At 73.5% G+C, this 20,663-nt stretch carries 22 protein-coding genes; 12 read left to right on the top strand and 10 right to left on the bottom strand.

Translation table 11 applies throughout. The annotated features are described in order from the left end of the window. Positions 1–25 precede the first annotated feature (25 nt). The 9 genes from K7472_RS09425 to K7472_RS09385 form a co-directional block, all read right to left on the bottom strand. A complete protein-coding gene (locus tag K7472_RS09425; RefSeq protein WP_222976032.1) occupies positions 26–454 on the bottom strand; it encodes an NUDIX hydrolase in 429 nt (142 codons plus the stop codon). A 48-nt stretch (positions 455–502) separates the two neighbouring features. Further along, positions 503–1,636 (bottom strand): CHAD domain-containing protein, encoded by a 1,134-nt coding sequence (locus K7472_RS09420; protein WP_222976030.1) that lies wholly within the window; start codon positions 1,634–1,636, stop codon positions 503–505. Further along, positions 1,617–3,824, bottom strand: coding sequence for an RNA degradosome polyphosphate kinase (locus tag K7472_RS09415; RefSeq protein WP_222976028.1), 2,208 nt, complete (start codon positions 3,822–3,824; stop codon positions 1,617–1,619). The genes K7472_RS09420 and K7472_RS09415 overlap by 20 nt, the downstream gene beginning before the upstream one ends. A gap of 306 nt (positions 3,825–4,130) precedes the next feature. Beyond that, on the bottom strand, positions 4,131–5,057 hold the full coding sequence (mshD, locus tag K7472_RS09410; RefSeq protein WP_222976026.1) for a mycothiol synthase: 927 nt from the start codon (positions 5,055–5,057) through the stop codon (positions 4,131–4,133). A 120-nt stretch (positions 5,058–5,177) separates the two neighbouring features. Next, positions 5,178–6,635 carry a sensor histidine kinase gene (locus K7472_RS09405; RefSeq protein ID WP_222976024.1) on the bottom strand — a complete coding sequence of 486 codons (1,458 nt, stop codon included), beginning with the start codon at positions 6,633–6,635 and terminating at the stop codon, positions 5,178–5,180. After that, positions 6,632–7,375, bottom strand: a complete 744-nt coding sequence (locus K7472_RS09400; RefSeq protein WP_222976022.1) for a response regulator transcription factor — start codon at positions 7,373–7,375, stop codon at positions 6,632–6,634. Before K7472_RS09400 ends, K7472_RS09405 begins: the two co-directional genes overlap by 4 nt. Before the next feature lie 183 nt (positions 7,376–7,558). After that, positions 7,559–8,854 carry a S1C family serine protease gene (locus K7472_RS09395; protein WP_222976020.1) on the bottom strand — a complete coding sequence of 432 codons (1,296 nt, stop codon included), beginning with the start codon at positions 8,852–8,854 and terminating at the stop codon, positions 7,559–7,561. A gap of 177 nt (positions 8,855–9,031) precedes the next feature. Continuing rightward, positions 9,032–10,054, bottom strand: coding sequence for a LacI family DNA-binding transcriptional regulator (locus tag K7472_RS09390; RefSeq protein WP_222976018.1), 1,023 nt, complete (start codon positions 10,052–10,054; stop codon positions 9,032–9,034). Between the two features lie 43 nt (positions 10,055–10,097). Next, entirely contained in the window at positions 10,098–10,913 is an 816-nt protein-coding gene (locus K7472_RS09385; RefSeq protein ID WP_222976016.1) for a response regulator transcription factor, read from the bottom strand. Between the two features lie 365 nt (positions 10,914–11,278). On the opposite strand from K7472_RS09385, the gene K7472_RS09380 reads away from it, so the two are divergent. The 8 genes from K7472_RS09380 (at position 11,279) to K7472_RS33655 (ending at position 16,965) form a co-directional block, all read left to right on the top strand. Continuing rightward, positions 11,279–12,121, top strand: a complete 843-nt coding sequence (locus K7472_RS09380) for an alpha/beta hydrolase (RefSeq protein WP_443729192.1) — start codon at positions 11,279–11,281, stop codon at positions 12,119–12,121. 142 nt (positions 12,122–12,263) lie between these two features. Next, complete coding sequence (locus K7472_RS09375; RefSeq protein WP_222976012.1) at positions 12,264–12,569, top strand: MoaD/ThiS family protein; 306 nt, start codon at positions 12,264–12,266, stop codon at positions 12,567–12,569. A gap of 10 nt (positions 12,570–12,579) precedes the next feature. Further along, the gene (locus K7472_RS09370; RefSeq protein ID WP_222976010.1) at positions 12,580–13,848 is read left to right on the top strand and encodes a hypothetical protein; all 1,269 of its coding nucleotides are present in this window, start codon (positions 12,580–12,582) and stop codon (positions 13,846–13,848) included. A gap of 194 nt (positions 13,849–14,042) precedes the next feature. Continuing rightward, on the top strand, positions 14,043–14,759 hold the full coding sequence (locus tag K7472_RS09365; protein WP_222976008.1) for an LmeA family phospholipid-binding protein: 717 nt from the start codon (positions 14,043–14,045) through the stop codon (positions 14,757–14,759). Positions 14,760–15,025: 266 nt separating this feature from the next. After that, the gene (locus K7472_RS33660) at positions 15,026–15,106 is read left to right on the top strand and encodes a putative leader peptide (RefSeq protein WP_351257108.1); all 81 of its coding nucleotides are present in this window, start codon (positions 15,026–15,028) and stop codon (positions 15,104–15,106) included. Positions 15,107–15,309: 203 nt separating this feature from the next. Further along, positions 15,310–16,146 carry a sulfurtransferase gene (locus tag K7472_RS09360; RefSeq protein ID WP_222976006.1) on the top strand — a complete coding sequence of 279 codons (837 nt, stop codon included), beginning with the start codon at positions 15,310–15,312 and terminating at the stop codon, positions 16,144–16,146. A gap of 39 nt (positions 16,147–16,185) precedes the next feature. Next, positions 16,186–16,476, top strand: a complete 291-nt coding sequence (locus K7472_RS09355) for a DUF1416 domain-containing protein (protein WP_222976004.1) — start codon at positions 16,186–16,188, stop codon at positions 16,474–16,476. A gap of 141 nt (positions 16,477–16,617) precedes the next feature. Next, positions 16,618–16,965 (top strand): DUF3099 domain-containing protein, encoded by a 348-nt coding sequence (locus K7472_RS33655; protein ID WP_222976002.1) that lies wholly within the window; start codon positions 16,618–16,620, stop codon positions 16,963–16,965. A gap of 36 nt (positions 16,966–17,001) precedes the next feature. Here K7472_RS33655 and K7472_RS09345 read toward each other — a convergent pair whose 3' ends face one another. Then, on the bottom strand, positions 17,002–17,364 hold the full coding sequence (locus K7472_RS09345) for a DsrE family protein (protein ID WP_222976000.1): 363 nt from the start codon (positions 17,362–17,364) through the stop codon (positions 17,002–17,004). A gap of 221 nt (positions 17,365–17,585) precedes the next feature. Here K7472_RS09345 and K7472_RS09340 point away from each other — a divergent pair, with 221 nt between their 5' ends. From K7472_RS09340 to ygfZ, 4 genes are all read left to right on the top strand, one after another. After that, positions 17,586–18,296 carry a hypothetical protein gene (locus tag K7472_RS09340; protein ID WP_222975998.1) on the top strand — a complete coding sequence of 237 codons (711 nt, stop codon included), beginning with the start codon at positions 17,586–17,588 and terminating at the stop codon, positions 18,294–18,296. 177 nt (positions 18,297–18,473) lie between these two features. Further along, the gene (locus K7472_RS09335) at positions 18,474–19,037 is read left to right on the top strand and encodes a heme-binding beta-barrel domain-containing protein (RefSeq protein ID WP_222975996.1); all 564 of its coding nucleotides are present in this window, start codon (positions 18,474–18,476) and stop codon (positions 19,035–19,037) included. 180 nt (positions 19,038–19,217) lie between these two features. Beyond that, positions 19,218–19,655 carry a Fur family transcriptional regulator gene (locus tag K7472_RS09330; RefSeq protein WP_222975994.1) on the top strand — a complete coding sequence of 146 codons (438 nt, stop codon included), beginning with the start codon at positions 19,218–19,220 and terminating at the stop codon, positions 19,653–19,655. 9 nt (positions 19,656–19,664) lie between these two features. Next, complete coding sequence (gene ygfZ / locus K7472_RS09325; RefSeq protein WP_222975992.1) at positions 19,665–20,633, top strand: CAF17-like 4Fe-4S cluster assembly/insertion protein YgfZ; 969 nt, start codon at positions 19,665–19,667, stop codon at positions 20,631–20,633. The last annotated feature ends 30 nt before the right edge of the window (positions 20,634–20,663 follow it).

Genomic DNA, 20,663 nt, shown 5'->3' with positions numbered 1-20,663 from the left:
CGCCCTCGGCATCACGTACCGAAGGTCAGACGCCGCCACGCAGCGTGTCCAGCAGGGCGTCGACGAGCGGCCGGTCCCGGTCGTGGGTGAGCCGGGCCCGGGCGGCGGCGGGCGGCAGCCACACCAGCCGGTCCACCTCCCGGTTCTCCGCGAACGAGCCGTCCAGCGCCTCGGCGGCCCAGTAGCGCACGTGCTTGGGGCGACCGTTCACCAGGTAGTACGACGAGGGCAGCGGGGCGCCCAGCGCGCAGTCCATGCCGGTCTCCTCCTTGACCTCCCGCAGCGCCGCCGCCGCTTCGGGTTCACCGGACTTCAGCTTGCCCTTGGGGTGCGACCAGTCGTCGTAGCGGGGCCGGTGCACCAGGGCGATCTCGATCCCGCGGTCGTACGGGGAGCGCCGCCACAGCACCGCGCCGGCGGCGCGGATGGGGGCGGCGGTGGACAGCTTGGCCATGGTGTCCCTCGTGGAGTCGGGGTCCCCGGCGGTCGGTGCGGGTCCCGCTCATGGTGCCGGGGCGGGTGCGGGTGCGGTTCCGGCGGGTGCGGCTGCGGTGGGTGCGGTGGTGGTGCGCTGCCAGAGCCTGCCGAAGGCGTGCCGGGCGGCTTCCACCTCGGCGCGCTGGTCGGCGTGCAGGACACCGAGCGCGTAGGCGGTGGCGGGGGTGATGCGGGGGGTGCGGGCGGCGGCGGCGACCGCGCGGGCCGCCTCGGCCGCCTCCCGGTGCCGGTCCAGGGCGTGGCTCGCGGTGCGCAGCCGGGCCGGGTCGTCACCGCCCGGCGGCGTCCCGCCCAGCACCTCCTGCGCGTACCGCACGACGCGCAGCAGTTCGCGGACCCGGTGCCAGGGCGCGTCCTGGGCGTGGGTGCCGTCCGGCGCCTCCGCGAGGGTGGCGTTGAGCGCGTGGTGGTCGTGCGGGTACCCGGCCTCCGGCAGCGGCAGCAGCGCGGCCTCGTCGGCGAGCCGCAGCCGTGCCCGTTCCGCCAGCGGTGCCAGCGCCTCGGCGGCCGGGGCACCGGCGTCGGCGGTGAACGGGAGGTCGGAGGCGAGTAAGGCCACGCTGTCGGCGACGGCGTGGAAGCGGGCGGAGCCGAACGCGCTCAGAGTGGCCGAGTGCGCCCGGGTCCTGGCCAGCGTCAGCTGCCGCTCCAGCAGCGCGCCGGCCCGTGCGGCGCCGATGGCCATCGGGGCGGACGCGGCGTCGGCTTTCGCCTTCGCGGAGGCGGCGGACGCGGCGAAGGCGTCGGCGGCGTCGGGCGTGCCGTCGTCCGCCGCGTCCGCCCCGTCCGCCGCGCTGTCGGCGCCCTGCGGCGCGTTCGTCGCCAGCCGGTGCAACGCGGCGTGGACACGGGCGAGTTGCACCGTGAGGCGGCGCTCCAGCGACAACGTGCCGCCCAGCCAGGCCAGTTCGGTGCGCAGGGTGCGGGCCCAGGCGGCGTCCACCAGGGGCTCGTAGGTGTGCAGGGCGGCGCTGATGCGGCGGGCCGAGGCGCTCAGCGTGTCGGACGCCGCCGTCTCGTTCTGCTCACGCGAGCGCAGCGCCCGCAGGAACTGGGCCGAGACGCCCGCCAGATGGGCGCCCAGCAGCTCGCCCGCGCTCGCCTCGCGCGTGAGGGTGTCAGGGTGTCGCTGGACCACGCCGGCGCCTCCGGGCGTCGATGAGCATTTCCTGGATGTTGCGCAGCGGACGGCCGTCCGCGTCGGTGCTGTGCCGGGTCCAGTCGCCGTCCGGGCCGAGGTGCCAGGAGGAGATGTCGTCGGCGACCCCGGTCTCCAGAAGGGTGTTGAGGACGGTGCGGTGCGCGGGGTCGGTGACCCGCACCAGCGCCTCGATGCGGCGGTCGAGGTTGCGGTGCATCATGTCGGCGCTGCCGAGCCACACCTCGCTGTCGCCGCCGTTGCCGAACACGAAGACCCGGGAGTGCTCCAGGAAGCGGCCCAGTATGCTGCGCACCCGCACGTTCTCCGACAGGCCCGCGACGCCCGGCCGGACGGCGCAGATGCCGCGCACCCAGATGTCCACCGGCACACCCGCCTGCGAGGCGCGGTAGAGGGCGTCGATGACGGCCTCGTCCACGATGGAGTTGACCTTCAGCCGCACGAACGCGGGCCGCCCGGCCCGGTGGTGGTCGATCTCCCGGCCGATGCGCGAGATCAGCCCGTCGCGCAGCGACAGCGGCGCCACCAGCAGCCTGCGGTAGGACTCGCGGCGCGAGTAGCCCGACAGCCGGTTGAACAGGTCGGAGAGGTCGGCGCCCACCTGCGGGTCGGCGGTCAGCAGTCCCAGGTCCTCGTACAGCCGCGCGGTCTTGGGGTGGTAGTTGCCCGTCCCCACGTGCGAGTAGCGGCGCAGCGTCTCGCCCTCCTGGCGGACGACCAGCGACAGTTTGCAGTGCGTCTTGAGCCCCACGAGCCCGTACACGACATGGCAGCCCGCCTCCTCCAGCTTGCGCGCCCACTTGATGTTGGCCTGCTCGTCGAAGCGCGCCTTGATCTCGACCAGCACCAGGACCTGCTTGCCGGACTCGGCGGCGTCGATCAGCGCGTCCACGATCGGCGAGTCGCCGGAGGTGCGGTACAGCGTCTGCTTGATCGCCAGCACGTCCGGGTCGGCGGCGGCCTGTTCCAGGAACGACTGCACCGAGGTGGAGAACGAGTCGTACGGGTGGTGCAGCAGCACGTCGCGTTCGCGCAGCGCGGCGAAGATGTCCGGCGGCGAGGCCGACTCGACCTCGGCGAGGTCGCGGTGGGTGCCCGCGATGAACTTCGGGTACTTCAGCTCCGGCCGGTCCAGCGCCGCGACCCCGTACAGCCCGGTCAGGTCCAGCGGCCCGGGCAGCGGGTAGACCTCCGCGTCGGAGACCTTCAACTCCCTCACCAGCAGGTCGAGTACGTACGGGTCGATGGACTCCTCGACCTCCAGGCGCACCGGGGGCCCGAAGCGCCGCCGCATCAGCTCCTTCTCCAGGGCCTGGAGAAGGTTCTCCGCGTCGTCCTCCTCGACCTCCAGGTCCTCGTTGCGGGTGACCCGGAAGGTGTGGTGCGCCAGCACCTCCATGCCCGGGAACAGCTCCTCCAGGTGGGCCGCTATCACGTCCTCCAGCGGCACGTAGCGCTGCGGACCGGCCTCCAGGAAGCGCGGCAGCAGCGGCGGCACCTTCACGCGGGCGAAGTGCTGGTGGCCGCTGGCCGGGTTGCGCACGACGACGGCGAGGTTGAGCGACAGGCCGGAGATGTACGGGAAGGGGTGCGCCGGGTCGACGGCCAGCGGGGTCAGGACGGGGAAGATCCGCTGCCGGAAGAGGGTGAAGAGGCGGCCCTGCTCCTGCTCGGTCAGCTCGTGCCAGCGGATGAGGTCGACGCCGCTGGCGGCGAGCTCCGGGGCGATGTCGTTCTGGAAGCAGGCGGCGTGGCGGGCCATGAGCTCGCGCGAGCGGTTCCAGATCAGGTCGAGCACTTCGCGCGGCTGGAGCCCGGAGGCGGAGCGGGTGGCGACGCCGGTGGCGATGCGGCGCTTGAGGCCTGCGACCCTGACCATGAAGAACTCGTCGAGGTTGCCCGCGAAGATGGCCAGGAAGTTGGCGCGTTCCAGCAGGGGCGTGGTGGGGTCCTCGGCCAGCTCCAGCACGCGTTCGTTGAACGCCAGCCAGCTGCGCTCGCGGTCCAGGAACCGGCCCTGCGGCAGCTCCGGCAGCCCTTCCTCACCCTGCGGCGCGGCCTCGTCCGTGCCGGGCAGGGCGTCGGTGTCCGCGTCCAGCCCGGCGTCGATGTCGGAGGGGCCCAGCACGTCGAGCGCGGGTGAGTCCGCGGTGCGTGGCGCGTTCATGCCGGTGCCGCCCTTCGCCGGTTCGGTTGCGTCCCCTCCATTCTCCTGCGTCACATCGGAAACCGGCAGGTCGGAGGGGCGGGGAAGGGGATGTCGCGCCGGGCGGGGACGGCGCGGGCGATCACCGCGTGGGGTCGGCACAGCGGGCTGCATTGGGCGATGTTCGCAAGCGAGTTTGAATGACCGGTAACGAGCAGGTGGCAGGCAGGAAAGCGGGGCACGTCCCGCGGGTGGTGTGCGTCCGAACGGATGACGGGGGCGGCACCCGGCGCCCGCGCGGGAGGCGCCCCCGACGGACGGCGCCGGTCAGCCCTCGGTGCGGTACATCAGGTCGACCTCGTGCACGGTGAAGCCCAGCCGCTCGTAGACGGTGACCGCGGGGACGTTGTCGGCGTCGACGTAGAGCATCGCGGCGGGCAGCTTGCGGTCGTACGCCAGGTGCCGCAGGCCGATCGTGGTCAGCGCCCTGCCCAGCCCCGAGCCCTGCTCGTCGGGGCTGACGCCGACCACGTAGACCTCCCCGAGGCCCTCGGCGGGGTGGGTCTTGGTCCAGTGGAAGCCGACGACGCGGCCGTCGCGCACGGCGAGGAAGAAGCCCTCCGGGTCGAACCAGTCCTCCGCCTCGCGGTCGTCGAGGTCACGCTGCGTGAGGGAGCCCTGCTCGGGGTGGTGGGCGAAGGCCGCGGCGTTCACCGCGAGCCACTGGGCGTCGTCCTCGCCCGGCCGGAAGGCGCGCACGGTGACACCCTGCGGCAGCACCGGGTCGGGCAGCGGGTCGCCGGGCAGTGGGCGGCGCATCTGCCGCAGCTCGCGGAAGAGCGCGAGGCCCAGCTGGGTGGCGAGGTGGCGGGCGGCGGGGTGGCCGCCGTGCGCCCACACCCGCAGCCGCTGCCCGGACAGGTCGAGCAGCGCGCGGCCCAGAGCCCGGCCGTGACCGCGGTGCCGCTGCTCGGGGTCGACCACGAATTCCGCGGCCGGCGCCTCGACCGGGTCGGCGCCCTCCAACTGGCCGTATCCGGCGAGCTGTTCGTCGGCGTACAGCAGGACGTGGCGCACGCCGTCACGGGCGCCGCCACCCAGGTTGAGACGCCCCTGCTCGGAGACCGCGGCCTGCCCGTCGTCCCGCCGCGCCCGTTCGACCAGCGCCGTCACCTCGTCCACGACACCCGGCGGAACGGCGTCCAGCGTCTCGACCCGGCGGACGACTGCGGAGGAACGTGCGGCTTCGCTCATGCGGCCGAGTGTATGACCGACGACGCCCCGGAGCCGGGCCACGCCGGGCCGCCCGCCCAAGGGGCCGAGGGCGGCGGCCGGTTGCCGCCGGGACGGCGGGGGCGTCCCCGCGCGGAGCCCTCAGGCGAGTTCGCGGGGTTCCGGGGTGCCCGGGAGGCGGATCACCGCTACCGTGCCGCCGCCGTGGGCCGCGTGGAGGGCCACCGCGCCGCCCACCTGCTGGATCGTGCGGGCCACGATGGACAGGCCCAGGCCGGAGCCGGGCAGGCTGCGGGCCGAGGGGGAGCGCCAGAAACGGTCGAAGACATGCGGGAGGTCCTCGGCCGGGATACCGGGGCCGTGGTCGCGGACGCTGAACTCGCCGCGCACGAGGCGCACGTCGATCTCCCCGCCCGACGGGCTGAACTTGACCGCGTTGTCCAGCAGGTTGACCAGCGCCCGTTCCATCGACGCCGGTTCCGCCTGGAGGTACCAGGGGGCCAGCTCCGCGTTGATGCGCAGGTCCGGGCCGCGCAACCGGGCGCGCTGCACGGCGTGTTCGGCCACCTCGTGGACCGCGACCTCCTGGAGCGGGCCGCTGCCGGGGGCCGCGTCGGGGCGGGAGAGCTCCTGCAAGTCGCCGATGAGCAGGGCGAGTTCGGACATCTGCGCCTTGACCGAGGCCAGCAGCGCCTTGCGGTCCTCGGGCGGCAGCGGACGGCCGGTCTCCTCGCTGCGGGCCAGCAGCTCGATGTTGGTGCGCAGGCTGGTCAGCGGCGTGCGCAGCTCGTGGCCCGCGTCGGCGATCAGCTGCTGCTGGCGGTCCCGGGAGGCGGCGAGCTGCGCGGTCATCGAGTTGAACGACGCCGACAGCCGGGCGATCTCGTCCTCGCCCTCGACCGGGATGCGGATCGCCAGGTCCTCGGTCTTGGCGATGTGCTCGACCGCGTCGGTCAGCCGGTCCACCGGCCGCAGACCCGCCCGGGCGATCACCAGGCCCGCGGTGGCCGCGCCCAGCACCCCTATCCCGGCGACGATGCTGAGGATGAGGGCGAGTTCGGCCAGCGGGTCGGTGACCTGGTTGAGCGGCTGGGCGACCGAGATGGTCAGCCCCTGGCTCTCGTTGGTGGTGAACTTCGGGTCGAACTCGGTGTAGACGCGGACCTTGGTCCCGTTGGAGTCGGTCGAGTCGTGGAACGCGCTGGGCCGCTGTCCCGCCGCGATCGCCCGGTCCACCGCCTGCGGCTTCACCAGGTAGCCCCACAGCTGGCAGGTCGTGCCGTCCGGGCCCACCACCTGCGCGGTCGAGCCCAGGTACAGCCGCTGTTCCTGGTCGCCCTTGGGCTGTGTGCCGGGCACGCAGCCGCCGCGCCGCACCGCGAACGCCTCCGCCTGGTGGTACGAGCCCTTCAGCGAGCTGTCGAGCCGGTCGGTCAGCGCGCTGCGGGTGATGAACCACGCGGAGACGGCCACCGCGCCGACCGCGACCGCCACCGCCGCCGCCGTCAGGATCGCCAGCCTCGACCGCAGCGGGAGCGTACGGAAGCGCCACAGGCGTCGCAGACCGGTCGGCGAGCGGTGGGACGGGGCCTCGGTCACGGCTTGCCCTCGGCGGACCGCAGCACGTAGCCCACCCCGCGCACGGTGTGCACCAGCCGGGGCAGCCCGCCCGCCTCGGTCTTGCGGCGCAGGTACATCACGTAGACGTCGAGGGAGTTGGAGCTCGGCTCGAAGTCGAAGCCCCACACCGACTTGAGGATCTGCTCACGGGTGAGCACCTGCCGCGGGTGGGTCAGGAACAGCTCCAGCAGCGTGTACTCGGTGCGGGTCAGCTCCACCGGCTTGCCCGCCCGGGCGACCTCGCGGGTGGCCGGGTCCATCCGCAGGTCGGCGAAGGTCAGCGCGGCGTCCTCCGGGGCGTCCGCCTGGGCGGCCGCGGCGGCGGCGTAGGAGCTGCGCCGCAGCAGGGCCCGCAGCCGGGCCAGCAGTTCGTCGAGTTCGAACGGCTTGACCAGGTAGTCGTCGGCGCCCGCGTCGAGCCCGGTCACCCGGTCGCCCACCGTGTCGCGGGCGGTGAGCATCAGGATGGGCGTGGTGATCCCCGCCGAACGCAGCCGCCGGGCCGTGGTGAGGCCGTCCATCCGCGGCATGAGCACGTCCAGCACGATGGCGTCCGGCTGGTAGGCGGCGACCTGGTCGAGGGCGGCGATGCCGTCCGCCGCCAGCTCGGTGTCGTAACCCTCGAACGCGAGGCTGCGGCGGATCGCCTCGCGCACCGCCGGCTCGTCGTCCACCACCAGGATCCGGGACGGCTGCTCGCCGCTGCCCTCGGGGCTCATCACGTACTACCTCTGACTTCGCTGCGGACGGAAGGGTGTCGACTGTCAGCCTCGCACGGACGGGCCCGCGACGCGGCGTGCCGCGGTGTTCCGGTGGCGCGGTGCGCCGTCGCGCGGGCCGGTGCGGGGGCGGCGGGCCGCGGGAGGCGTCGAGGCGCTCCGCTCCCGCCGCTGCCGCCGTGCTCAGCCGTTGTAGCTGATGTGGTTGCTGCTCAGGAACGACTTCACGGTGTCGATCGGGATCGCGAAGCCGAGGCCCACGCTGCCCGAGTCGCTGGAGGAGCTGCTGCTGCCGCTGCTCGAACTCGGCGCGTACATCGCGGAGTTGATGCCGACGATCTGGCCGGCCATGTTGATCAGGGCGCCGCCGGAGTTGCCGGGGTTGAGCGAGGCGTCGGTCTGGATCGCCTTGTACGTGGTGGTGTTGCCGCCGACCTGGCCGTTGTACTGGCCGCCGCCGAACTCGAACGGCCACTGGTCGCTGCCGCCGCCACCGTTGTCGCTGCCGCCGCTCTCCCCGCTGCCGCCGCCGTAGCCGCCGAACCCGCCGCCGTTGCCGCTTCCGCCGTAGCCGCCGCCGTCACCCTGGCCGCTCTGCCCGCCCGAGCCGCTGCCCTGGTCGTTCGAGCCGCCTTCGACGGGGACCGTCACGTCGCGGTCGAGCGCTGAGACCACGCCGCTGGTGACCGTGCCGGCCAGGCCCTCGGGGGAGCCGATCGCGACCACCTGGTCGCCGACGGCCACGTCGTCGGACTCGCCCAGCGTGGCGGTCTTCAGGCCACTGACGCCGCTGACCTGGATGACGGCCAGGTCCTTGTCGGGGGAGGTGGTGACGACCTTCGCGGTGGCCGTCTTGCCGTTGCTGAACGCCACCTTGACGGAGTCGGAGTCGGCTATGACGTGGTTGTTGGTGAGGATGTCGCCGCTGGAGTTGAGGACCACGCCCGAACCGATGGACTCGCCGTCGCCGGAGGTCGCGGTGATCTCCACGACGCTCGGGGAGACCGCCGCCGCGACCGCGCTGACGCTGCCGAGCGGCTTGGAGGCGGTCGCCGTGCCGACCACCGGCGCCGAGGCGGCCGTGGTCTGCGTGGCGTGGCCTATCAGGGCCGCGGCGCCGCCGCCGATCAGGCCGGAGGCCAGCGCGACCGCCGCCACCAGCGCGACGACCTTGCCGCGCCTGCGCGGGGCGCCGTGCTGCGGACCCTGGGGGCCGTCGCCGTACGGGGCGCCGTCACCGTAGGGGCCGCCGCCGTACGGTCCCTGCGGGCCGTCGAACGGACCGCGCGGTCCCTGCGGACCCCCCGGCCAGACGGTCATGCCGTTCGGCGTGGTGACCGGATCGCCCTGCTCGCCCGGGCGGTGCGAGGGCGGCGGCGGGTAGGACCCTCCGGCCGCGCCGTAGGGGGTCTCGGCCTGCTGCCGGCCTTCGCCGTGAGGCTGCTGCGAGCCGCTGCTGGGGTGGGTGCTCTCCGTCATGCCTATGACTGTGCTCGCCCATGATGAGAGCCGTCTGAGCGCCGACTGAGAAGCCCGACAGAAGTGGGTATGCCCGAAATAAAGGCCGAAGGGGTGCCGGGCGTCCGCCGTTTACGCGGCTCCAACTCCCTTACCGGCGAAGGGGACTTACGGGACATCGGCGCGGACGGGCCTTCGTCACGCGCAGCCGCAGGAGCGGCGCACGACCAGCCGGGACGGGAACTGCTTGAGCCGCTCGCGCCGCGTCCCGTGCACCCGCAGTCCGTCGTCCAGCACCAGGTCCACCGCCGCGCGGGCCATCGCGGGCCGGTCCGAGGCGACCGTGGTCAGCGGCGGGTCGGTGAGGGCCGCCTCCTTCACGTCGTCGAAGCCCGCGACCGCCAGCTCGCCGGGGACGTCGATGCGCAGCTCGCGGGCGGCCCGCAGCAGGCCGATCGCCTGGTCGTCGGTGGAGCAGAAGATCGCGGTGGGGCGGCCGGGACCGGCCAGGATGTCCAGGCCCACCCGGTACGCGTCGTAGCGGTTGTACGCGGCCTGGAACAGCAGGCCCTCGGTGGGGCGCCGGGACTCCCGCATGGCGCGCCGCCAGCCTTCGACGTGGTCGGTGACCGGGTCGCCGACGGTCGGTGTCTCCTCGGTGCCGCCGAGGCAGGCCACGGACGCGTGGCCGTGTTCCAGCAGGTGGCGGGTGGCGAGCTGGGCGCCGCCGATGTCGTCGGTCATCACCGCGACGTCGTCGATCGCCTCGGGACGCTCGTGCAGCAACACCACACGGGCGTCCCAGGCGTCGATCTCGGCCGCCGCGGACGCGCTCAGGCCCTGGCTGATGAGGATCAGCCCGGCGACCCGCATGCCCAGGAAGGCCCGCAGGTAGTGCATCTCGCGATCGGTCAGGTAGTCGGAGTTGCCGACCAGGACCATCTTGCCGCGCTCGGCGGCCGCCCGTTCCACGGCGTGCGCCATCTCGCCGAAGAACGGCTGGCGCGCGTCGGGGACGATCAGGCCTATCAGGTCGGTACGGCGGCTCGCCATCGCCTGGGCCACCCGGTCCGGGCGGTAGCCGAGCTGCTTGATGGCCGCGAGCACCCGCTCGCGGGTGGCCGGTGCGACCGGCCGGGGTCCATTGTTGATGACGTAGCTGACGACCGCGGTCGAGGTCCCCGCCAGTCTGGCCACGTCGTCACGCGTCACCTTGGGCACGCGGGCAGTCTACGCGGGTGAACCGCCGCCGTTACCTGCCGTATCACGCCTCGTCGCCGCGGCCGCGGGCACCGGCCGCCGCCCGGGCGCGGGGCGCGTCGTCGGCGCCCTCGGCCGCCGCGGGCTCGTCCGCCCCGCCGTCCCCCGCGTCCGCCGCGTCCCCAGCGTCCGCCTTGTCCTGCGTGTTGCGCTCGGGGCTGACGAAGCGGTAGCCGACGTTGCGCACGGTGCCGATCAGGGACTCGTGCTCGGGCCCGAGCTTGGCGCGCAGGCGTCGTACGTGGACATCCACGGTGCGGGTGCCGCCGAAGTAGTCGTAGCCCCACACCTCCTGGAGCAGCTGGGCGCGGGTGAAGACCCGGCCGGGGTGCTGCGCGAGGTACTTCAGCAGCTCGAACTCCTTGAAGGTCAGGTCGAGCACCCGGCCCTTGAGCTTGGCGCTGTAGGTCGCCTCGTCCACCGACAGGTCGCCGTTGCGGATCTCCAGCGGGCTGTCGTCGCCGCCGATCTGCTGGCGGCCGGTGGCCAGCCGCAGCCGCGCCTCGACCTCGGCCGGGCCCGCGGTGTCCAGCAGCACGTCGTCGATGCCCCACTCGGCGGTGACCGCGGCGAGCCCGCCCTCGGTGACCACGAGCACCAGCGGGCAGCCGGGCCCGGTGGACCGCAGCAGCTGGCACAGGCTGCGCACCTGCGGCAGGTCGCGCCGCCCGTCGATCAGGATGACGTCGGCGCCCGGGGTGTCGACCAGGGCCGCCGCCTCGGCGGGCGCCACACGTACGTTGTGCAGCAGCAGGCCGAGCGCGGGCAGCACCTCGGCGGAGGGCTGGAGCGCGTTGGTGAGCAGCAGGAGGGAACTCATCGGCCGCTCCCCTCGGCGGGGGCGCCCGCCCGTCGGCGGGAGACGGGCGAACCGTGCGTGGAGTGCGACCGCGGCGCGGGGGCGCCCGGTCCGTGCGACCTGTTCGGTTTGCTCACGTGCGAAACCCTCCTCGGTCCCTGCGAGGACGTCGTGCCGTCCGGGGCCGGAAAGCACGAAAGGACCCGGGGGCGGCGCTGCCCGGATCCTCTTCCCTCAGGAGAATAGCCGACATGGACTCCGTGAGTGAGGGCGACATCGCGCGACCGGCTGTTTCGTCGATCACGTCGGGGGTCGGCCCGGGAACCACTGGCACGAGCGTACGCGCAGGTCAGAAGGTCATCCGAAAGAGATCGTCGCGTGCGTCGTTGTTGACGGACGACGGCGTGCGGATCGAGGCCGAGCACCAGCCGTACGCCGCGAGCGCCTCCCGCGCTGGGCAGGCCCGCGCCGACGCCGATGACGTCTCCGCCGCATCCGCCGTATCCCCCGGTGACGCCGGGGACCTGGTGATCGTCGTGGCGCACGGGTTCACCGGAGCGCTGGAGCGGCCCGCCGTGCGCCGGGCGGCGCGCGAGTTCACCCGGTACGCGGGCGTGGTCACCTTCTCCTTCCGGGGCCATGGGCGCTCCGGCGGGCGGTCCACCGTCGGCGACCGCGAGGTGCACGACCTGGACGCGGCGATCCGCTGGGCGCGCTCGCTGGGCTACCGCAGGGTGGCGACCGTGGGCTTCTCGATGGGCGGTTCGGTCGTGCTGCGGCAGGCGGGGCGGGCGGCCGGGCTGCCCGGTGCCGACGCCGGGACGCGGCCGGACGCCGTGGTCGCGGTCAGCAGCCCCGCGCGCTGGTACTACCGGGGCACGGCGCCGATGCGGCGGCTGCACTGGATGGTCACCCGGCCGGTCGGGCGCGCGGTCTCCCGGTACGGGCTGAAGACCCGCATCCACTCCGAGGACTGGAACCCGGTGCCGCCGTCCCCCGTCGAGGCGGCCCCGCTGATCGCCCCGACCCCGCTGCTGATCGTCCACGGCGACCGGGACGCGTACTTCCCGCTCGACCACCCGCTCGCGATCGCCCGGGCGGCGGGCGACGCGGCCGAGCTGTGGATCGAGCGCGGCTTCGGCCACGCGGAGAACGCGGCGGACACCGCGCTGCTGCGGCGCGTCGGCACCTGGGTGACGGACCACGCCGAAGCCGCGAAGCGGGCGTGACGCCCCCTGCGTGACCGGCGGATTGGGGTGCCCGGCCGCCGACCCGTCATCATGGACGGCGCAGAAGGCCACCGCACCGGGTCCGACCGGGACGCGCGGAGCGTGGCCGAGCGTGGAGCGAGAACCCAGCGAAGGAGCCGCCATGGCCGCCACCGAGACGGCGGAGCAGTCCGCCCCCGGCGACCCGGTGCCCCACGGGACCATCCGCTACTGGGCGGCGGCGAAGGCGGCGGCGGGCACGGCCGAGGAGCCGTACCGCGCCGCGACGCTGGCCGGCGCCCTGGCCGAGGCCCGGCGACGGCACCGCGGGCAGCCGGAGTTCGGCAGGGTGCTGGAGCGCTCCTCGTTCCTGGTCGACGGGCTCTCGGTCGGCACCCGCGACCACGAGGGCGTCCAACTGGCGGACGGCGGCACCGTCGAGGTGCTCCCGCCGTTCGCGGGAGGGTGAGCGCGGGACGATGACGACACCTGAGACGACGCCCGAGTGGCCCGACCCGGGCCACGACCGGCACCACGGCACACCCGCGCCCCGGCCCCACCCCCAGGACCCGGGCCCGGACCCGTACGGGGACGGCCAGTGGCAGCGACAGCCGCAGTACGACGCGCCGTACGACACGCGGTGGCAGCAACCACAGCAGCCGTACGCGGACACCTCATGGCCGCAGCAGCCGCAGGCAGACGCCTCATGGCCGCAGCAGCCGCAGGCGGGCGATGCGTGGCAACAGCCGCAGCCGCAGGCCGGTTACGACGAGGCCGGGTACGACGCCTACCAGGCGTACGACGCGCCCCCGGCGTCCGGCCACGACCCGGCGGCCCCGGCCCCCGCCCCGGCCGCGGGCTTCGGTGACGCGCCCGCGTACGATCCCGCGGGCGGCTACGGTGCCCACGACCCCTCGTACGACACCGCTGCCCAGCCGCTGCCCGCGCCCGCGTACGAGCCCGTTCCCGAGCCGCAGGCGGCGACCCCGCAGGCGCCCTCGCGGCGCACCGGCTCCCCGATCATCCCGCCCGGCGTCCAGCCCGCGCTGCTGACCGTCGTCCTCGCGGCGCTGACGGCCGGGGCGGCGGGGCTGGCGCGGCCCGCGCTCGCGGTCGCGGCGGTGCTGCTCCAGGCGGTCACCGCCGCCGGGTGGTTCCGGCTCAACGGCATGTGGCCCGCCCGGCAGGGCATCATGCTGGCCTTCCTGGCCGGGGTCACCGCCGACGTGGCGCTGCTGCTGGCCCCGGCGGACCGGGCCCCGGCGGCGATCCTGGGCACGCTCGGGGTGTGGGTGCTGCTCATCCTCGTGCAGCAGATGCGGCACCGCGGCAGCGCCGACGAACGCCTCGCCGGCCTCACGGCCACCGCCGCCTCGACCCTGCTGACGGTGCTCGCCGCGGGCTGGGTCGCGCTGGACGGCACGAAGGGCGGCGCGCATCCGGTGATCGTGGGAGCGGTCGCGGTGGGCGCGGCGACGCTGGTGCGCGCGGTACGGCTGCCCGCGTCCGTGTCCGTGGCGGCCGCGCTGCTCGTGGGCGGCGGCGCGGGCGCGTTCGCCGGTCACCTGCTGCACATGCCCGCCTCCTGCGCCGCCACCGCGCTGGCCGCCGCCGTGTGCGCGCTGGTCGGGCTGCGGGTCGCCAGTTACGACTGGCCGTCGCGGTTCGTGCACTTCACGGCCGGTGTCGCGCTGCCGCTGGCGCTCGCGGCGCCGGTGGTCTACGCGGTGGGGCACGCCCTGGCCTGACGGCCGCGTGACCCGGCGCCGGGCCCGTACCGGGAACCACCCGGCGCCGCCGCGCGTGATCCAGGAGACGGCGCGGTCCGCCCGGCCGTTCGAACCCGCCTCGGACTCGAACGGATAGGCTCGCGCCGGGTGGACAGGCGTACGGACTCAGGACAGGAGTACGTACCCGGACGGTTTACGGGGTGGGGAGAACGATGCGCGGGCGTGGGATCCGGATACTCGTGGTGGTCGTCGTGGTGCTCGGCGGCCTGTTCGTCGCGGCGGACCGGATCGCCGTCTCGTACGCGCAGTCCAAGATCGCCGACCGCATCCAGAGCGCCCGCGGCCTCAGCAGCAAGCCGGACGTGTCGATCAAGGGCTTCCCGTTCCTGACCCAGGTGGCCGGGCGCGACCTGAACGAGGTCACCGCGACCGCCACCGACTTCCAGGCCGCGCAGGGCACCTCCGCGAGCGGTGACGGGCGGCTGCGGATAGACAAGCTCACCGTCGACCTGCACGACGTGCGGATCGACAGCTCCTTCTCCAGCGCGGTCGCCGACACCGCGACCGGCACCGCCCTGATCTCGTACGCGGACCTCCAGCAGGGCGCCCCCGACGGCGTGACCGTCTCCTACGGCGGCGACGGCCAGGTCAAGGTGAGCGGCAGCATCACCCTCCTCGGCCAGACCATCAGGCGCAGCGTCGTCAGCTCGGTCCAGGTGACCGGCGGCAACACCGTCCAGCTGCACGCCAAGACGATCCCCGACGCGGGCACGATCCCCGGCCTCGGCCAGCTGGTCCGCGACCGCATCGACTTCGCCCGCACCCTGTCCGGGCTGCCCGCGGGCATCACGCTCAGCGGAGTGCAGGCCACCCAGGACGGCGTGGTGGTCTCCCTGACCGGACAGCACGTCAGCCTCACCAGCAGCTGAGGCGGCCACACCGGCAGCTGAGGCGGCCACACCGGCAGCTGACGGCCTCGCCGACAGCTGAGGCGGCCTCCCTCGGCCCTCCGGCCCACCCGGTCCAGCAGGTGAGATGCCGCTGACCGGGTGACGGTCGATCGGGCCGTCGTCGCCCGCCCGGAAGCCTTCGGGGGCAGGCCTGGACAAGGGCTCGTTCCGCCATGCGGTCGATCTCGTCTCGTATCCTGAAACGCCGGTGACACTCGGGCCCGTGCTTCCCTACGATCGAGGCCATGAAGCGACAGGCGGATCTCACGAAGCGGCGGGCAGTCGACCTGTGCCGTGTCGCCGCCATGCTCTGTCGTACGGCGTGAAGGGGCGACGCCCCGGACGCCGTGCCCGCGCTCCGCTCTCCCCGCGGTAGGGCCGGATCCCGTCCGGACCGCTCCCGGGCCCTGCCGCCCGGACCCCGCGTCGGCTCCTTCCACCCCGCGCCCTGCCTCACGCCTGCGCGCGACGCGTCCGGCGCACCCCCGATCCACCCGCACCCGCCGCACCTGCCCCGGAGGAGAACAGCATGAGCCGCAGTGACGTCCTCGTGGACGCCGACTGGGTCCAGTCCCACCTGGACGACCCCAAGGTGGTCGTCGTCGAGGTCGACGAGGACACCTCGGCCTACGAGAAGAACCACATCCGCAACGCGATCCGCGTCGACTGGAAGAAGGACCTCCAGGACCCGGTGCGCCGCGACTTCGTGGACAAGAGCGGCTTCGAGGAGCTGCTGTCGGAGCGGGGCATCGCCAACGACGACACGGTCGTGCTCTACGGCGGCAACAACAACTGGTTCGCCGCCTACGCCTACTGGTACTTCAAGCTCTACGGCCACCGCGACGTCCGCCTGCTCGACGGCGGCCGCAAGAAGTGGGAGCTGGACTCCCGCGACCTGGTCGCCGAGGTGCCCACCCGGCCGCGCACCGAGTACCGCGCGCAGGACCAGGACACCTCGATCCGCGCCTTCCGCGACGACGCCGTGAACGCGATCGGCACCCTCAACCTGGTCGACGTGCGCTCGCCCGACGAGTTCAGCGGCAAGCTGCTCGCCCCGGCGCACCTGCCGCAGGAGCAGTCGCAGCGCCCCGGCCACATCCCGACCGCGCGCAACATCCCGTGGTCGAAGTCGGCCAACGACGACGGCACGTTCAAGTCCGACAGCGAGCTGAAGGACCTCTACGAGGGCGCCGGCGTGGACCTGTCCAAGGACACCGTCGCCTACTGCCGCATCGGCGAGCGCTCGGCGCACACCTGGTTCGTGCTGCACGAGCTGCTGGGCCAGCCCAACGTCAAGAACTACGACGGCTCGTGGACCGAGTACGGCTCGCTGGTGGGCGTGCCGATCGAGCTCGGCGCCAACTGACCGACCGAAGACCCCTCTTCAGGCGTAAGGAATCAGCGTATGTGTGGAGCCAAGGCCGGCGGCCCGGACCTCGCCGGTGTGGACGTGGCGGGCGAGACGATCATCCAGGGTTCGCTGACCCGCGACGGCGAGCCGGTCTCCGGCTACGTCCGGCTGCTGGACGGCGGCGGCGAGTTCACCGCCGAGGTGCCGACCTCGGCGACCGGGCAGTTCCGCTTCTTCGCCGCCCCCGGCACCTGGACGCTGCGCGCGCTGGTGCCCGGCGGCTCGGTGGACCGCACGGTCGTCGCCCAGCGCGGCGCCGCGGCGGACATCGCCATCGCGGTCTGAGGACCGCGCCCGGCCGGCCGGAAGGCCTGACGGGCGTGCGGACCCGAAGGACCTGAAGGGCCGCATCCCAGGGTTGGACGCCTCACGGGATGCGGCCCTTCGTGCTGCGCTTCGCGCTGCTCGCGGGCGTACCGTGGAGGTATGTACACGCGGCGTAGGCACTGGTACTTCGCCATGATGGGCATCTGCATCGCGCTGTTCGTCCTGGCGTGGGGCGTGGTGCGGCTGTGGTCGGTCCCGGTCGCCGTAGGGATGTGCGTGGTGGCGATGGTCATCCCGCCGGTCGCCGCGATCGTGGCCAACCGGCGCGGGCCGGACGACGTGTGGTGGGACGAGCCGGACGACAACTGGCTCAAGGACGAGCCCAAGGACGACACCTGGCAGCGCGACGAACGCGCCGCGATGGAACGGGCCAGGAGCGGCCGCCGCCACCCCGACGACGGCGGCGGCCCGGACTCCGGCGGCGCGGGTTCGGGCGCGGGGAAGTAGCGAGGGAGCATCGGGGCCCCGGAGCGGCGGGGCGCTTCAGTAGACCAGCGCCCGCACGTCCTCCTCCATGACCTCCTGCACGAAGACCTGCGCACCGGCGATCCGCACGCCGTCCAGCACGTCGTCCTGGGTGATCCCGCGCCGCGCGGCGCACTGCGTGCACAGGGTCACGGCGCCGCCGGCCAGCAGGGAGTCCAGGAGGTCGGGCAGCGGGGCCGCGTGCGGCAGCTCGAACTCCGCCGCCTTCCCCGGCAGCGCGAACCACGAGGACTCGCCGGTCAGCCAGAGCGAGACCCGTACCCCGCTGGCGACGGCCACCGCCGCCACCGTGAACGCCTGGGAGCACCTTTCGGGGGCGTCCGCCCCCGCCGTCACCTTGATCACCAGCTGCTTGGTCACGCCCCGCACCCTACGCCGTCGCCGGAAGAGGAACGCGGTGTGAAGGCTTTGTGATCGCCCGTGCATAATGCCTTCAACTTCTCGCGCCCGCCCCGCGATCCGCGGGCCGGGCGCGCATGCCTGTGGGGGGCTTTCTCGTGGAAACGGATTCGGGTCCTGCGGACCCGGTCGATGTCATGCCCATGTCCGAAACGTCGTCTTCGCCGACGCCTGAGCCATCGATGGCTAAGCCGACGCCTGAGCTGACGCCTGAGCTGACGCCCGAGTCGGCGCCGTCCCCGCGCCGGGGCCTCTTCCGTTTCCGCCGCGGCGGCCGCACCGCGCTGCTCGTCGCCTGCGCCGCCGCGTTCGGCGTGATCGCCGGATCGGTCACGGGCTACGTCATCCAGTCCGGCCGCCCGCGGACACCGCTGCCCAAGCTGGGCCAGGCGGGCCTCTTCCGCCCCGACCACACCGCGAAGGGCCCGTACGCGACCGCGTCCGACGACGACCTGACCAGGACCGACGGCGACCTGCGCAAGCTGCTGCTGCCGATGCCTGACGGGTCGAGGGACGTCTCGGCCACGGACGACGACGCGGTGGGCAACTGGGGCACGGTCTCCAGCTGGGCCTCGGGGTACCGGCACCCCGCCGACGAGTTCGCCGAGCTGCTCGGCGAGGGCTTTCGCAGGCTGGCCGCCCGGGACTGGCGGGTCGACAGCACGGGCGACTGGGTGGGCGTCCGGCTGATCCAGTTCACCTCCCGCGGCACGACCGACCCCGCGAAGGACTTCTACGACTCCGAGCAGTTCGCCGTGGCCGGGGAGAACACCAAGCCGGGCGACCAGATCCCCGGCACGCTCGACGGGCTCGTGTTCGTCCAGCACAAGGGCAGCACCGCGTACGTGCCGTTCCGGCAGACGGTGACGTTGCAGGCCCAGCTGCTCGGGTGAGCCGGTGCGCCCACTAGACTCGTCAGCGGACCGTACGACACCACTGTCACCGCCTGCGTAGGAGCACCGACGTGCTGGAAGCCTTCTTCGAAACCCTTCTCGTCCTGGTCGCCGTGGCCGTGATCGCGTTCGCGGGCCTGACCGTCAAGAAGCTCTACCAGGGCCAGCGCTGACCTCATGATCGAGATCCCCTCCGACCTCCACCCCGACCTCGTACCGCTCGTCTTCCTGCTGGGCGACTGGCAGGGCGCCGGTGTCTTCGACTTCCCCGGCGACGAGAAGTGCAACTTCGGGCAGGAGGTCTCCTTCCGCCACGACGGCCGCCCGTTCCTGGAGTACGTCTCCCGCACCTGGGCGCTGGACGAGAAGGGCGAGAAGGTCCGGCCGCTGGAGACCGAGTCCGGGTACTGGCGGCTCGACGCCGACCGCAAGGTCGAGGTCGTGATGGCCCGTGACGCCGGTGTCATCGAGACCTGGTACGGCGAGCTGGCCGAGGGCAAGCCGCAGATCGACCTCGCGACGGACGCGGTGGGCCGGCTGGCCTCCGCCCCGGCCTACACCGGCGGCAAGCGGTTGTACGGGTACGTCAAGGGCGACCTGATGTGGGTCGGCGAGAAGGCCACGCCCGAGGTGGAGCTGCGGCCGTACATGTCGGCCCAGCTGAAGAAGGTCGTGGACCCGAGCGAGTGGGCCAAGGACCTGGGGGACCTGCCGGACGACGGCATCGCCTTCTTCAAGTGACGGACGGGTGCTTCACGTGACGGACGGGTGACCGCCGGGACCTGCGGGCCCGCGCGGAGCGCCTGAGCCGGGTCCGGTGCGGAGTGTCTGAAGCCGGGTCGGGCGGTCCGGGCGCCCCCGCGGCGCCCGGGCCCGTTCGCGTCCACCCCGGTCGCCCGGCCGGGTCCTTACACTGGTCGCGTGGTGACCACCGACTGGAAGAAGGACCTGCGCGAGCGCGGGTACCGGCTGACTCCGCAGCGCCAGCTGGTGCTGGAGGCTGTCGACCATCTGGAACACGCCACCCCGGACGACATCCTCGGCGAGGTCCGGCGTACCGCGAGCGGCGTCAACATCTCCACCGTCTACCGCACGCTGGAGCTGCTGGAGGAACTGGGCCTGGTCAGCCATGCCCACCTCGGCCACGGCGCCCCCACCTACCACCTGGCCGACCGTCACCACCACATGCACCTGGTCTGCCGGGAGTGCGGTTCGGTGATCGAGGCCGACGTCTCGGTCGCCTCGGGCTTCACCGACCAGCTGCGCCGGGAGTTCGGCTTCGAGACCGACATGAAGCACTTCGCGATCTTCGGACGGTGTGCGAACTGCCCGGCGGAAGGCCAGGACGACGGGTCGTAGGCTTGGCGCATGACGATCAGTCCGCTGCTCTCGCTGCCCGGTGCCGTCCCCGCCGAAGCGCCTGACGAAGGCGTCGCCGCGCACTACGGCGACCTCTTCCGCGAGCAGCGCGCCCTCGCCCAGGGAACCGGCTTCGTCGACCTGTCGCACCGCGGCGTGGTCACCGTCACCGGCCCCGACCGGCTGAGCTGGCTGCACCTGCTGCTCACCCAGTACGTCAGCGAACTGCCGCCGGGGCAGGCCACCGAGGCGCTGGTCCTGTCCGCCCACGGCCACGTCGAGCACGCCCTCTACCTGGTGGACGACGGCACCACCACCTGGGCGCACGTCGAGCCCGGCACCCAGGGCGAGCTGCTGGCGTACCTGGAGAGCATGAAGTTCTTCTACCGCGTGGAGACCGCCGACGCGACGGACGCGTACGCGGTGGTCCACCTGCCCGCCGGGTCGATCGCCGAGCCCGGGGAGGGCTGGGCGGTGCGCGAGACGCCGTACGGCAGGGACGTGTTCGTCCCGCGTGCCGAGCTGGAGTCCTTCGCCCGGGACCACGGCCCCGCGATCGGGGTGCTGGCCCTGGAGGCGCTGCGCATAGAGGCGCACCGCCCGCGGCTCGGCCTGGAGACCGACCACCGCACGATCCCGCACGAGGTGGGCTGGCTGGACAGCGCGGTCCACCTCGCCAAGGGCTGCTACCGGGGTCAGGAGACCGTGGCCCGGGTGCACAACCTCGGCCGTCCGCCGCGCCGCCTGGTCTTCCTGCACCTGGACGGCAGCGAGGTGAAGCTGCCGGGGCACGGCGCGCCGGTGCGGCTGTCGTCGGACGGGCCGGACGGGCGGCAGGTCGGCTTCGTGACCTCCTCCGCCCGCCACCACGAGCTGGGCCCGATCGCGCTGGCCCTGGTCAAGCGGAACGTTCCGGCGGACGCGGTGCTGCTGGCCGACACCGTGCCCGGCACCCAGGAGACCGTGGTCGAGCCGTAGGAAGCTGCCAGGGCTCGGCCCGGCGGGGCC

The organism is Streptantibioticus parmotrematis (genome assembly GCF_019890615.1).
GTDB lineage: Bacteria > Actinomycetota > Actinomycetes > Streptomycetales > Streptomycetaceae > Streptantibioticus_D > Streptantibioticus_D parmotrematis.
This window is presented reverse-complemented; position numbering and strand designations above follow the sequence as displayed.